This window comes from Nocardia carnea, assembly GCF_029869215.1.
Taxonomy (GTDB): domain Bacteria; phylum Actinomycetota; class Actinomycetes; order Mycobacteriales; family Mycobacteriaceae; genus Nocardia; species Nocardia carnea_B.
In genome coordinates this window covers 1-11598 of sequence record NZ_JARWPM010000079.1, presented here as the reverse complement: position 1 = coordinate 11598, position 11598 = coordinate 1, and the positions used below count along the sequence as shown (strand labels likewise).

Here is an 11598-nt window from a genome sequence, read left to right as displayed (position 1 = left end):
GCTGTGGGTCGGTGGGGTGATCCTGGTCTTCGGTTATCCGGCGGTCCGTGGGTACCGCAAGGCGGCCGAGAACAGCGGCTGAGGACCTGCGGCGGGGTGGGGGGGGGGGGGGGGCGGGGGGGGGGCGGCCGCCCGCCGCGGGGCCGCCGCCGGGGGGCCGCCCCCGGGGCGCGGCCGCGCCCCCCCCCCCGGTACGGCGGGTGGCGTGGCGACGGGCGTTGGCCAGGTCCACGCCGCAGCGGGCGCGACCAGCCCAATCGGGCCAGGCGACCGTGGCGACGCCGATCACCACCGAATGCGGGCGCCCGCGACAGCCGGGCTATTTCCGGCTGTCGGCAGGCACCGCCGGCGCGAACGGATAGTCCGCCCAGCGGTTGCGGTTGGTCCATCCCACCAGGTCGTACCGCCAGCGGAACGGCCAGGTGTGGGCCACGGTGTTGAACAGCACCGTGCCGAGCGCCGCGTAATCGTCGTGCGCCGACAGCAACGCCCGCTGCCCGCGCGGGGACGCGGAGAAGAAGGAATCGAACATCGCGACCGACTGTTCGGTGGTCAGCCGGCCGAGCCCCCACAGTCCGCGCATCCGCATCCAGTAGGTGAGGCGCGCCTGCCACGGCCACAGCGCCGCGATCGCGTCCTCGCCGCGCTGGATCGCGGCGACCGCGGTATCGGCCAGCGCGAAGGAATCGGCCACGCTGTAACCGGTACACGGATGCATCATGCCGCCGCGGGAACCGAACGGCACCACACGTCCCACGCCCTTGGCCGGCGGGGGAGTGTCCAGCGGATAGTGCGCGGCCTCGCTCGGCTCCTCCCCGGTGAGTTCGATACCGTGCGCGGCCAGCCGGTTCAGGGTGCGTTTACGCAGTTCGTGCTGCGGCATCCCACCCCGCAACCCGAGACTGGTCTCCTCGAAGATCACCGTGCCGTCGCCGAGCGGCACCGCGTACAGGAACGACGGGGGCTCATCGGGCCCGGCGCCGTTCTCCGGCCGCCAGTCCAGCAGCAAGCCCTCACCCTCGCGCACCATCGGCTCCGCGGTCTCGGCGGCGACGAAGATCCCGTGCGCGCTGGCGGCCCGGCGGTTACCGGGCCCCGGCATACCTCGGGAATCGACCACCACGGTCGCGCGGATGTTCGTACCGTCGGCGAGCTCGACCTCGCGCGGATCCACCCGCGTGGCGCGGGCCGCGAACACCTGGGCGTCGTCCAGCGCCAGCGCGTCGCGCAGCAGCGGTTTCGACAACACACAGTAGGGGCGTTCGATCCGGAGTTCGGTGGTGGTCCACACGACCGGGGCCGGGATCCGGCTCGCGATCACACTGTGCGGCAGCCACTCCGGGAGTTCATCGATCCAGCAGGAGAAGGTCGGCGGCCACAGGCGGTCCGGTTTCGGGTCGACGGCGGCCACCCGCAGCCCCGCCACGGTCGCGCGGTGGGCGAGGGCGCGGCCGGACGGGCCCAGCCCGACTACGCAGATATCGAACTCATTGTCGGTACTGGCTGACATGTCCTGCATTCAACAGTGTTTTTGGCGCGCTGGCGCGCGCGGGGGTTCGGCCCCCTTGGTCCCTACGTTCAGCCCGCGATACTCGCGGCTGCGCCGCCTTGTCTCGCGGTCTGAACGCAGGGACGGGCCGAACCCTCTAAGTGCCTCGCTGAACTCGGCGCCGCCGTGGTTGCGTGAGGGGACGGAGGTGGGCCGGACTGTGGGTGCCTCGCCAGGGCTCGGCCACAGGTCTGCGGGTCAACCTTTGGGCGTTACCCAAGTGGTGATGTCTGCGTGGACCACTTCGCGGCCGGATTTGTCGTAGATCGAGACCGGGACTACCACGTCGCGGCCTTCGGTGAGCGTGGTGAAGTCGGGGATCTCGGGGAGTTCGGCTACTGCGCGCAGGCCGGTGGTGGCTTTGGTGAGGTACTGGACCTGCATGGCTTTGGGGATCCAGCGGTGGGTGGTGGGGACCGTGGCCTCGCTGAGCATGCCCATGGCGATTTCGGCGAGGTTGCAGGCGGCGATGGCGTGGTAGGTGCCGAGGTGGTTGTGCACGCCGAACCATTTCGGGGCCTTCACTTCGCACAATCCGGGTTCCAGGCGGACCACGCGCGGCAGGACGGTACCGAAATAGGGGACCCGGGCGACCATCGACAAGGAGAACAGGCCGTGACCCAACGGGTTGTCCGGGAGTTTCCGCCAGCCGCGGTAAGTGGCCGTTTCGTTCGTCATGAGCGCTATCTTACTCTGCGGTAAGATAGCGCTGCGGGCACACAGCCGGGACACAACCGGACCTCGCGCGACCCTGATTTGAAACGACTCCCACCCCTCGTGCATACTGTTCGGGTTGCCTTGCCCCGGGTCGCCGTCGTTTCCACGTGAAATGGCACGGCTGGGCGGGGTGAGCAAAAACCAGCGAGTACCCCATTGATTGCGATGTGGGTACGTCCGGGACGAAGTTCCGCAGGCCACGATCGAAGTTTTCTTCCGGGGCCGAGGAATGAGCGGGAAGGCGACACGCCCGACCGCGTGGACCGGAGAACCATGACAGATGAACAGCGGCACGGACTGGGGTCGATCCCGGTCGTGGTCTCCACTGAGACGTCATCGTGTGTTCGGGCTGTGCAAATGAAGGTGGTACGGACGCCCTAGCCGGTATCCGGATCACGGACGAAAGCGGAGAAAAGGACACTTAGCGTGGCGGGACAGAAGATCCGCATCAGGCTCAAGGCCTATGACCACGAGGCGATCGACGCGTCTGCGCGCAAGATCGTCGAAACGGTGACCCGCACCGGGGCCCGGGTCGTCGGGCCGGTGCCGTTGCCGACCGAGAAGAACGTGTACTGCGTCATCCGTTCGCCGCACAAGTACAAGGACTCGCGCGAGCACTTCGAGATGCGTACGCACAAGCGGCTGATCGACATCCTCGACCCGACGCCGAAGACGGTGGATGCCCTCATGCGCATCGACCTGCCGGCCAGCGTCGACGTCAATATCCAGTGACGGGGACTCGAGCAATGACTGACAACAAGAGCAGGCCCGCGGCCGGCATCCTGGGCACCAAACTGGGCATGACCCAGGTGTTCGACGACAAGAACCGGGTCGTCCCGGTCACCGTCGTCAAGGCCGGACCGAATGTGGTCACCCAGATCCGCACCGTCGAGCGCGACGGCTACAGCGCCGTGCAGGTCGCCTTCGGCGCCATCGACCCCCGCAAGGTGAACAAGCCGGAATCCGGTCAGTTCGCCAAGGCCGGTGTCACCCCGCGCCGTCACGTCGCGGAAATCCGCGTCGCGGACGCCTCCACCTTCGAGGTCGGCCAGGAGATCTCGGCCGATGCCTTCGAAGAGGGCACCTACGTCGACGTCACCGGCACCAGCAAGGGCAAGGGCTTCGCCGGCACCATGAAGCGCCACGGCTTCCGCGGCCAGGGCGCCTCGCACGGTGCGCAGGCCGTGCACCGCCGCCCGGGTTCCATCGGTGGCTGCGCCACCCCCGGCCGCGTGTTCAAGGGCATGCGCATGTCGGGCCGGATGGGTAACGACCGCGTCACCACGCAGAACCTGTCGGTTCACAAGGTGGACGCCGAGAACGGCCTGCTGCTGATCAAGGGAGCGATCCCGGGTCGCAAGGGCGGCGTCGTGATCGTCAAGAGTGCCGTGAAGGGTGGTGCGCACGCATGACCAGCCTCGAGAAGAAGGCCAACCTGACGCTGCCGGTCAAGGAACTCGGTGGCAAGACCAACGGCACCGTCGATCTCCCCGCCGAGATCTTCGACGTGACCGCGAATATCGCGCTGATGCACCAGGTGGTCGTGGCCCAGCAGGCCGCCGCCCGCCAGGGCACGCATTCCACCAAGACCCGCGGCGAGGTCCGCGGCGGTGGTAAGAAGCCGTACCGCCAGAAGGGCACCGGCCGGGCCCGCCAGGGTTCGACCCGCGCCCCGCAGTTCGCCGGCGGTGGCACCGTGCACGGCCCCAAGCCGCGCGACTACAGCCAGCGCACCCCCAAGAAGATGATCCAGGCCGCCCTGCGTGGTGCGCTGTCGGATCGGGCGCGTAACGAGCGGATCCACGTGATCAGCGAGCTCGTCGCGGGCCAGGACCCCTCGACCAAGACCGCGAAGACCTTCCTGTCCGAGCTTTCGGACCGTAAGAAGTTCCTGCTGGTCGTCGGCCGCGAGGACGTCACCGCCTGGAAGAGTGCCCGCAACCTGGAATACGTGCACACCATCGCACCGGACCAGCTGAACACCTACGACGTGCTGGACAGCGACGAAGTCGTGTTCTCCGTCGAGGCGCTCAACGCCTTCGTGCACGGCCCGGCCGAGGCGGCACAGGAGGAGAGCAAGTGAGCACCATCGCCGATCCGCGCGACATCCTGCTGGCGCCGGTCATCTCGGAGAAGTCCTACGGACTGATCGAGGAAGGCACCTACACCTTCCTGGTCCACCCGGACTCCAACAAGACCCAGATCAAGATCGCGGTCGAGAAGGTCTTCGGGGTAACGGTCACCAGCGTCAACACCGCCAACCGTCAGGGCAAGCGCAAGCGGACCCGCTTCGGTTACGGCAAGCGCAAGAACACCAAGCGCGCGCTCGTGACCATCTCGGCCGACAGCAAGCCCATCGAGATCTTCGGAGGCCCGGTCGCGTAAGCGGCGGGGAATCCAGAAAGCAGAGAAGAACTCATGGCAATCCGTAAGTACAAGCCGACTACCCCGGGCCGCCGCGGGTCGTCCGTCTCGGACTTCGCCGAGATCACCCGGTCGACCCCCGAGAAGTCGCTGGTCCGCCCACTGACCAAGAGCGGTGGGCGTAACGGCCACGGCCGCATCACCACCCGGCATCGCGGTGGCGGTCACAAGCGCGCCTACCGGCTGATCGACTTCCGCCGGCTGGACAAGGACGGCGTGCCGGCCAAGGTCGCTCATATCGAGTACGACCCCAACCGCACCGCCAATATCGCGCTGCTGCACTACCTGGACGGCGAGAAGCGCTACATCATCGCCCCCAAGGGTGTGGTGCAGGGCACCAAGATCGAGTCGGGTCCGACCGCGGATATCAAGCCCGGCAACAACCTGCCGCTGCGCAATATCCCGACCGGTACCACCATCCACGCGGTGGAGCTGCGTCCCGGCGGCGGCGCCAAGATGGCCCGCTCGGCCGGTGCCAGCATTCAGCTGCTGGGTAAGGAAGGCCCCTACGCCACGCTGCGTATGCCCTCCGGTGAAATCCGCCGCGTCGACGTGCGCTGCCGCGCCACCGTCGGCGAGGTCGGCAATGCCGAACAGTCGAACATCAACTGGGGCAAGGCCGGCCGGATGCGCTGGAAGGGACGCCGTCCGACGGTCCGTGGTGTCGTCATGAACCCGGTCGACCACCCGCACGGCGGTGGTGAGGGCAAGACCTCCGGTGGTCGCCACCCGGTCTCGCCGTGGGGTCAGCCGGAAGGCCGCACCCGTAAGCCGAACCGTCCGAGCGACAAGCTCATCGTCCGTCGCCGCCGCACCGGCAAGAAGCGCTAAGGAGGAGGTAAGAAATGCCACGCAGCCTCAAGAAGGGCCCGTTCGTCGACGACCACCTCCAGGCGAAGGTGGACGTGCAGAACGACAAGGGCACGAAACAGGTCATCAAGACCTGGTCGCGTCGTTCGACCATCACCCCCGATTTCATCGGCCACACCTTCGCCGTCCACGACGGCCGCAAGCACGTGCCGGTGTTCGTCTCGGAGAACATGGTCGGGCACAAGCTCGGTGAGTTCGCGCCGACCAGGACGTTCAAGAGCCACGTCAAGGAAGATCGGAAGAGCAAGCGGCGATGAGCGAAGCGACGACAGAAACGCAGAATTTGACTGCGCGCGCGACCGCCAAGCATGTGCGCGTGACCCCGATGAAGGCTCGCCGGGTCGTGGACCTCGTCCGCGGCAAGCGCGTCTCCGATGCGCTCGACCTGCTCCGGTTCGCCCCGCAGGCCGCCAGCACCCCGGTCGCCAAGGTCGTGGCGAGTGCCGCGGCGAATGCCGAGAACAACCTCGGCCTCAACCCGGACACCCTGGTCATCTCGACGGCGTATGTCGACGAGGGCGCGACCATGAAGCGGTTCCAGCCGCGCGCCCAGGGCCGGGCGTTCCGGATCCGCAAGCGCACCAGCCACATCACCATCGAGGTCGAGAGCGTCCCCACCGCCGGTGGCACTCGTGGCCGCCGGAAGGGAGGGGCAAAGTAAATGGGACAGAAGATCAACCCCCACGGCTTCCGCCTCGGTATCACCACCGACTGGAAGTCCCGTTGGTACGCCGATAAGCAGTACGCGGACTACGTCAAGGAAGACGTCGCCATCCGCAAGCTGCTGAGCACCGGCATGGAGCGGGCCGGCATCTCCAAGGTGGAGATCGAGCGCACCCGCGACCGGGTCCGCGTCGATATCCACACCGCGCGTCCGGGCATCGTCATCGGCCGCCGCGGCGCCGAGGCCGACCGGATCCGCGCCGAGCTGGAGAAGCTCACCGGTAAGCAGGTCCAGCTGAACATCCTCGAGGTCAAGAACCCCGAATCGGATGCCCAGCTGGTGGCCCAGGGTGTGGCCGAACAGCTCTCCAACCGCGTGGCGTTCCGTCGCGCGATGCGTAAGGCCATCCAGTCGGCCATGCGTTCGCCGAACGTCAAGGGCATCCGCGTGCAGTGCTCGGGCCGCCTCGGTGGCGCCGAGATGTCGCGCTCGGAGTTCTACCGCGAAGGCCGCGTTCCGCTGCACACTCTGCGTGCCGATATCGATTACGGCCTCTACGAGGCCAAGACCACCTTCGGTCGTATCGGTGTCAAGGTCTGGATCTACAAGGGCGATATCGTCGGCGGCAAGCGTGAGCTGCCCGCCCCGAGCGCCCCGGCCGGGGATCGCCCGCGCCGGGAGCGGCCGAGCCGTCCGCGTCGGTCCGGGTCGTCCGGCACCACTGCGACCAGCACCGAGGCCGGACGTGCCGGTGCCGCTACCGCGGTTGCCGAGCCCCCGGCAGAAAAGCAGGAGGGCTGACCCATGCTGATGCCCCGCAAGGTCAAGTTCCGTAAGCAGCACCACCCGAGCCGCAGCGGTCTCTCCAAGGGCGGCACCTCGGTGGCGTTCGGCGACTTCGGCATCCAGGCGCTGGAGCCGGCGTATGTGACCAACCGGCAGATCGAGTCGGCGCGTATCGCGATGACCCGCCACATCAAGCGTGGCGGCAAGATCTGGATCAACATCTACCCGGATCGCCCGCTGACCAAGAAGCCGGCCGAAACCCGTATGGGTTCCGGTAAGGGTTCGCCGGAGTGGTGGGTCGCGAACGTCAAGCCCGGTCGCGTGATGTTCGAGATGAGTTACCCGAACGAGGAGATCGCCCGTGAGGCGCTGCGCCGCGCGATGCACAAGCTCCCGATGAAGTGCAGGATCGTGACGAGGGAGGAGCAGTTCTGATGGCAACCGGTACCCCTGCCGCAGAGCTCCGCGAGCTGACCGAGGAGGAGCTCGTCTCCCGCCTGCGTGAATCCAAGGAAGAGCTGTTCAATCTGCGCTTCCAGATGGCGACGGGTCAGCTGACCAACAATCGCCGGCTGCGTGTGGTGCGTCACGAGATCGCGCGTATCTACACGGTCATGCGTGAGCGTGAGCTCGGTTTGGCCACCGGACCCGCTGACAAGGGAGATGCGGCATGAGCGAGAAAGAGCAGGAGCGCGGCCGCCGCAAGGTTCGTGTCGGCTACGTCGTTTCCGACAAGATGAACAAGACGATCGTCGTGGAGTTGGAAGACCGTAACCGGCACGCTCTCTACGGCAAGATCATTCGCACCACCTCCAAGGTGAAGGCGCACGACGAGAACGAGGTCGCCGGTGTCGGTGACCGCGTGCAGCTGATGGAGACCCGGCCCACGTCGGCCACCAAGCGGTGGCGGCTGGTCGAGGTCCTGGAGAAGGCCAAGTAGGTCTTCTTCTCGGCTGAGAAGGTCGTCAACGCAAGGCCCGCTTCCCTTCCGGGAAGCGGGCCTTCGCCGTTGTCGGTAGCGGTACCGAGCCAGTTGTCTCCGCCGGTATCGCGCTCATCGGCTCAGGTTCGCTGACACCCACGGGTGGTACCATATATGGCATGATCAAAACCACCGTGTACCTCCCCGATGACTTGGAGGTGCGGCTCGACGCGGAAGCTGCGGCTACCGGCGTGAGCAAGGCGGAACTCATCCGCCGCGGTATCGCGATGCTGCTGGATGCCTCCGATCGCCCACGCGACAACACCCCGCTGCCGGTCTTCCGCAGTGGGCGCTCGCGGGGTGTCGACGAGATGCGTGAGGATATCTATCAGCAGATCAAGCAGCGGTCGGCCCGCAGGTGATCATCGTCGCCGATACCTCCGCACTGTTCGCGGCGTTCGATGCGGACCAGGATGAACACGAACAAGCGCTCTCGGTGATGGAGCGCGAGACGCTGATCATCTCGCCGCTCGTACTCACCGAGTTGGATCACCTGACTCGTCGCGACCTCGGCTTTCCCGCGGCCATGAAGATCACCGACGCGCTGCTCGCACGAACGATCGACGGCAGCTATCGGCTCGCCGAACTGAAGCATGTCGACCTGTCCACCGCACAATCGGTTCGAGCCAAGTACGAAGGTCTACAGCTAGACCTCGCCGATGCGGTCGGCGTCGCGCTCGCCGACAAATACAAAACCGATTGCATCTTCACCCTCGACCAGCGCGATTTCCGTGCGATCGAACCGCTGACCCCCGGCCTTCGCGCATTCCGGATCTTGCCTGCCGATAATTAGGCCTGTGTGTCCCGGAAAGCCAGTCCGTTCGAAGCTTGCTGAGACCTTCTGCGGTGGACAGTCCACGGGCTGACCGTCGTGACCGTGAAATCCCCGCGGGATCAAGACACCGGTACGCTGCCGGTGTCGATGATGGTGCCGGCGGAGGTCGCGGGGGTTTCCTGCTGTTCGTAGCGGGAGGGACGCGGAAATCGCTCGGCGAGAAAGCGTTGCAGGTCGGGGCCGAACGCCGAGTCATCGAAGTTGAGGAACCTCGCCTCTGCCGCGCAAGCACGGGAGACGATCTCGTCGTATGCCGGGGGTTTGCCGTGGAAGCCCACCCGGCTGCCCTCGGTTTTGAGATGCACCAGTGGTCGCGGGTGGTGTTTCTGGGTGTGGCTCAGAATGGCGGTGATGCCCATCGGGCCCTGCCAGCGGTCCTCGGTGACGAAATCCCGTAGATCGCGATAGGCGTCCAGTACCCACTGCTTCCGGAACCAGGCCGGCGCATGCGTTTCATAGTTGAGCGTGCCGTACCCGAGGCGTTTGAGCAGGTCATGGGTCCGCCACAGGCTGTCCTTCCAGAGGCCTTTGCCGCGACTGTTGACGGTCGCCAGATCCTGCAGATAGCGGTTTTGCTTGGCGTCGTCGGGCGTGAGATCGCGGAGCAGGATGTAGTCGTCGCTGAAGAGGATGTATTCCTCGTCCAGTTCCGGTAGCAGGGCCGTGAGATAGAACATCAGGAACCAATTCCTGACGGGCGTTCTGTAGGGGCCGATCCAGGCGATTGCCTCGTGTGGAACATGGAAGATTCCGCTCTCCGGACCCGCCAGCCATTCCGGCCGGTCGCCGAACACCACCACCCGCCTCACCCACGGCATATAGCGTTCGATGCTCCGCAGCGAATATCTCAGTTCGAGGTCATCGCACGGACTGTGTTTGAGGAAGTAAAGAACATCCATCGCCTGGCTTTTCAAGGGTGGAGGGTAGGGGTCGGTCGAAGTCGTGAACGGAGGATAGCCGAGTTGTTCGACAGGTGTGGCATTCGGGCCCCGGACGATTCCGGTCGCACTGACCGCGTCACCGGCAGCGATCGCTGCAACACGCGGCCGGCAACGTACACGGCATGGCCGGACGACCGGGGATTTCCTGATGGCCTGGAGATTCGGCTCGACGGGGAGGCGGCAGGGTGTCGATGAGAGGTGATTACTCCGGCAGGGTCCGGGTCGTGAAACCGGCCTCGACCAGGCGGGAGTAGGCGTCGTAGACCGGTGCCGGGACGTCTTGCTCGATGGCCCAGCCGTACTCGGCATACACCCAGATTCGCTGGGTATCCCCGACGAGCATGTTGATAACGCGGTCTGCGTCACCGATGCCGGCGACATACTCGTTCAGCGGTAGCGGGCGCGACGAGCAGCGGACGTCGACGTCGGGCCAGCGCTTCCGGGCTGTGGCGTAGCAGCGGCGCTGCTGGTAAGGACGGGAAATGAGCATGATCGACGCGATCTCGGTGAGCAGGCCGTGTTCTTCGAGAAGGGCGCGCGTGAAGTCGATGTTCTCGCCGGTGTTCGTGGCCTCGGGTTCCACGAGGATCGCCTCGCCCGGAACACCGAGTTCGAGCGCGTGCTCGCGGTAGTGCACGGCTTCCCCGCGAGGGAACCGCTCAGCGGTCGTTCCGGCGTTGGCGCCGGTGAATACAATGCGCGGAAGGATTCCCGTGTTGTAAAGGGTCGCGGTGTGAGTCGCGACCCCGAGATCGTGGCTACCGAGACCGATTCCCAGGTCGACCGGCTGGTCCGTGTGGTCCATTCGGTTGAAGCTCCACAGGGTTTCGACGTCGGATCGGAATTCTTCGGGCACGGTTGCGGGCGATAGCGGGAGCTGCTCCTCGAGCCCGAACCCGGGAATCCTGGTCGCGTTCACCGGTCGTCGGGATGGGTTACCGGAACGACGGTGATCAGGCCGTCGAGGGCGCTGAAGTCGTTCGGGTTCACCGTGTAGAGCGGAATCCGGTGGGTGGCGGCGATCATCAGGTCTATCCGGCGCGGGCGTGGAGTGCGTCCGGCGCGTTCGACCGGGTCGTCGGTGCAGTGCGGGCCCGCGGCGAGTACGGCCATGGTCACCGAGCTGAACTCGGCTGCCGCTGTCATACTTCGAGCCTAGCTCGAATGCTACGCGTTACTACGCATATGCTACGCGCTGCGCGACTGTGTGCCTGCGACCTCAGCGGTGCTGCGGAGCGGTGCTCCGGCGATACCGTTCGCCCCAGGATTCGAGCAGGCCGGCCAGTGGCCGGAGGCTCGCGCCGAGCTCGGTGAGGTCGTATTCCACCTTCGGTGGGACCTCCGCGTAGACGGTGCGGCGGATCAAGCCGTCGGCTTCGAGTTCCCGGAGCTGGCGGGTGAGCATGCGCTGGGTGATCGAGGGCATGGCGCGGCGTAGTTCGCCGAAGCGCAGGGTGCCGTGAAACAGGTGATTGACGATCGCCATCTTCCATTTGCCACCCACCACCTCCATCGCCGCCTCGACCGTGCAGTAGTCCGGCGTGTTCTCGTGCATGTGACCTCCATAGGTATACGGAATGTGCCTACCGCACAGAAAAGACCGTTCTTGTAGAGACAGCCGATAGCGCGGAATCTGTTCCCGAACCAGTTGTCCAGTGTTCGAGGAGATCGCCGTGACCGTCCACCCTGTTCTGTCCAGCACGCGAATCGGGTCCTTGCGGCTGCGTAATCGAGCCGTCGTGGCGCCGATGTCGCGGGTCAGTACCGCCGGGGACGGTGTGCCCACGGCGGCCATGGCCGAGTACTACGCGCGGTTCGCCGCGGGCGGGT

General features: G+C 66.1%; 19 protein-coding genes. 13 read left to right on the top strand and 6 right to left on the bottom strand.

Features of this window, described 5'->3' with window-relative positions; genetic code table 11:
- Positions 1-319: 319 nt before the first annotated feature.
- Together QH276_RS04260 and QH276_RS04255 are read right to left on the bottom strand one after the other, a co-directional pair.
- A complete protein-coding gene (locus QH276_RS04260) occupies positions 320-1510 on the bottom strand; it encodes a lycopene cyclase family protein (protein WP_280397796.1) in 1191 nt (396 codons plus the stop codon).
- A gap of 237 nt (positions 1511-1747) precedes the next feature.
- Complete coding sequence (locus QH276_RS04255; RefSeq protein ID WP_280397797.1) at positions 1748-2227, bottom strand: hotdog fold domain-containing protein; 480 nt, start codon at positions 2225-2227, stop codon at positions 1748-1750.
- A gap of 465 nt (positions 2228-2692) precedes the next feature.
- On the opposite strand from QH276_RS04255, the gene rpsJ reads away from it, so the two are divergent.
- The 13 genes from rpsJ (at position 2693) to QH276_RS04190 (ending at position 8785) form a co-directional block, all read left to right on the top strand.
- Positions 2693-2998, top strand: a complete 306-nt coding sequence (gene rpsJ / locus QH276_RS04250) for a 30S ribosomal protein S10 (RefSeq protein WP_003938093.1) — start codon at positions 2693-2695, stop codon at positions 2996-2998.
- A gap of 14 nt (positions 2999-3012) precedes the next feature.
- Complete coding sequence (gene rplC / locus QH276_RS04245; RefSeq protein ID WP_280397798.1) at positions 3013-3678, top strand: 50S ribosomal protein L3; 666 nt, start codon at positions 3013-3015, stop codon at positions 3676-3678.
- Entirely contained in the window at positions 3675-4349 is a 675-nt protein-coding gene (gene rplD, locus QH276_RS04240; protein ID WP_280397799.1) for a 50S ribosomal protein L4, read from the top strand. The genes rplC and rplD overlap by 4 nt, the downstream gene beginning before the upstream one ends.
- Positions 4346-4651 (top strand): 50S ribosomal protein L23, encoded by a 306-nt coding sequence (gene rplW, locus QH276_RS04235; protein WP_280397800.1) that lies wholly within the window; start codon positions 4346-4348, stop codon positions 4649-4651. Before rplD ends, rplW begins: the two co-directional genes overlap by 4 nt.
- Positions 4652-4684: 33 nt before the next feature.
- Positions 4685-5521, top strand: coding sequence for a 50S ribosomal protein L2 (gene rplB / locus QH276_RS04230; protein ID WP_280397801.1), 837 nt, complete (start codon positions 4685-4687; stop codon positions 5519-5521).
- A gap of 14 nt (positions 5522-5535) precedes the next feature.
- On the top strand, positions 5536-5817 hold the full coding sequence (gene rpsS / locus QH276_RS04225; RefSeq protein WP_014349056.1) for a 30S ribosomal protein S19: 282 nt from the start codon (positions 5536-5538) through the stop codon (positions 5815-5817).
- The gene (rplV, locus tag QH276_RS04220) at positions 5814-6221 is read left to right on the top strand and encodes a 50S ribosomal protein L22 (protein WP_280397802.1); all 408 of its coding nucleotides are present in this window, start codon (positions 5814-5816) and stop codon (positions 6219-6221) included. The genes rpsS and rplV overlap by 4 nt, the downstream gene beginning before the upstream one ends.
- Complete coding sequence (rpsC, locus tag QH276_RS04215; protein ID WP_280397803.1) at positions 6222-7025, top strand: 30S ribosomal protein S3; 804 nt, start codon at positions 6222-6224, stop codon at positions 7023-7025.
- Between the two features lie 3 nt (positions 7026-7028).
- Entirely contained in the window at positions 7029-7445 is a 417-nt protein-coding gene (gene rplP, locus QH276_RS04210) for a 50S ribosomal protein L16 (protein WP_033244239.1), read from the top strand.
- On the top strand, positions 7445-7684 hold the full coding sequence (gene rpmC / locus QH276_RS04205) for a 50S ribosomal protein L29 (protein ID WP_039822435.1): 240 nt from the start codon (positions 7445-7447) through the stop codon (positions 7682-7684). Before rplP ends, rpmC begins: the two co-directional genes overlap by 1 nt.
- Entirely contained in the window at positions 7681-7950 is a 270-nt protein-coding gene (rpsQ, locus tag QH276_RS04200; protein WP_039822436.1) for a 30S ribosomal protein S17, read from the top strand. Before rpmC ends, rpsQ begins: the two co-directional genes overlap by 4 nt.
- Positions 7951-8111: 161 nt before the next feature.
- The gene (locus tag QH276_RS04195) at positions 8112-8354 is read left to right on the top strand and encodes a CopG family transcriptional regulator (RefSeq protein WP_280397804.1); all 243 of its coding nucleotides are present in this window, start codon (positions 8112-8114) and stop codon (positions 8352-8354) included.
- Complete coding sequence (locus QH276_RS04190) at positions 8351-8785, top strand: type II toxin-antitoxin system VapC family toxin (RefSeq protein ID WP_280397805.1); 435 nt, start codon at positions 8351-8353, stop codon at positions 8783-8785. Before QH276_RS04195 ends, QH276_RS04190 begins: the two co-directional genes overlap by 4 nt.
- A gap of 101 nt (positions 8786-8886) precedes the next feature.
- On the opposite strand, the gene QH276_RS04185 is transcribed toward QH276_RS04190, so the two are convergent.
- The 4 genes from QH276_RS04185 to QH276_RS04170 form a co-directional block, all read right to left on the bottom strand.
- Positions 8887-9741: a hypothetical protein gene (locus QH276_RS04185; RefSeq protein ID WP_280406629.1), complete on the bottom strand. Its 855-nt coding sequence runs from the start codon at positions 9739-9741 to the stop codon at positions 8887-8889.
- Positions 9742-9970: 229 nt separating this feature from the next.
- On the bottom strand, positions 9971-10573 hold the full coding sequence (locus tag QH276_RS04180) for a YdcF family protein (protein ID WP_280397807.1): 603 nt from the start codon (positions 10571-10573) through the stop codon (positions 9971-9973).
- Between the two features lie 110 nt (positions 10574-10683).
- Positions 10684-10914, bottom strand: coding sequence for a hypothetical protein (locus tag QH276_RS04175; protein ID WP_280397808.1), 231 nt, complete (start codon positions 10912-10914; stop codon positions 10684-10686).
- Between the two features lie 73 nt (positions 10915-10987).
- Positions 10988-11323 carry a winged helix-turn-helix transcriptional regulator gene (locus tag QH276_RS04170; protein ID WP_280397809.1) on the bottom strand — a complete coding sequence of 112 codons (336 nt, stop codon included), beginning with the start codon at positions 11321-11323 and terminating at the stop codon, positions 10988-10990.
- Positions 11324-11598: the final 275 nt, after the last annotated feature.

Bases quoted from the DNA above. Each gene is read 5' to 3' on its own strand.
- QH276_RS04260 (WP_280397796.1), bottom strand. From the start codon at position 1,510: ATGTCAGCCAGTACCGACAATGAGTTCGATATCTGCGTAGTCGGGCTG.
- QH276_RS04255 (WP_280397797.1), bottom strand. From the start codon at position 2,227: ATGACGAACGAAACGGCCACTTACCGCGGCTGGCGGAAACTCCCGGAC.
- rplC (WP_280397798.1), top strand. From the start codon at position 3,013: ATGACTGACAACAAGAGCAGGCCCGCGGCCGGCATCCTGGGCACCAAA.
- rplD (WP_280397799.1), top strand. From the start codon at position 3,675: ATGACCAGCCTCGAGAAGAAGGCCAACCTGACGCTGCCGGTCAAGGAA.
- rplB (WP_280397801.1), top strand. From the start codon at position 4,685: ATGGCAATCCGTAAGTACAAGCCGACTACCCCGGGCCGCCGCGGGTCG.
- rpsS (WP_014349056.1), top strand. From the start codon at position 5,536: ATGCCACGCAGCCTCAAGAAGGGCCCGTTCGTCGACGACCACCTCCAG.
- rplV (WP_280397802.1), top strand. From the start codon at position 5,814: ATGAGCGAAGCGACGACAGAAACGCAGAATTTGACTGCGCGCGCGACC.
- rpsC (WP_280397803.1), top strand. From the start codon at position 6,222: ATGGGACAGAAGATCAACCCCCACGGCTTCCGCCTCGGTATCACCACC.
- rplP (WP_033244239.1), top strand. From the start codon at position 7,029: ATGCTGATGCCCCGCAAGGTCAAGTTCCGTAAGCAGCACCACCCGAGC.
- rpmC (WP_039822435.1), top strand. From the start codon at position 7,445: ATGGCAACCGGTACCCCTGCCGCAGAGCTCCGCGAGCTGACCGAGGAG.
- rpsQ (WP_039822436.1), top strand. From the start codon at position 7,681: ATGAGCGAGAAAGAGCAGGAGCGCGGCCGCCGCAAGGTTCGTGTCGGC.
- QH276_RS04195 (WP_280397804.1), top strand. From the start codon at position 8,112: ATGATCAAAACCACCGTGTACCTCCCCGATGACTTGGAGGTGCGGCTC.
- QH276_RS04180 (WP_280397807.1), bottom strand. From the start codon at position 10,573: ATGGACCACACGGACCAGCCGGTCGACCTGGGAATCGGTCTCGGTAGC.
- QH276_RS04175 (WP_280397808.1), bottom strand. From the start codon at position 10,914: ATGACAGCGGCAGCCGAGTTCAGCTCGGTGACCATGGCCGTACTCGCC.
- QH276_RS04170 (WP_280397809.1), bottom strand. From the start codon at position 11,323: ATGCACGAGAACACGCCGGACTACTGCACGGTCGAGGCGGCGATGGAG.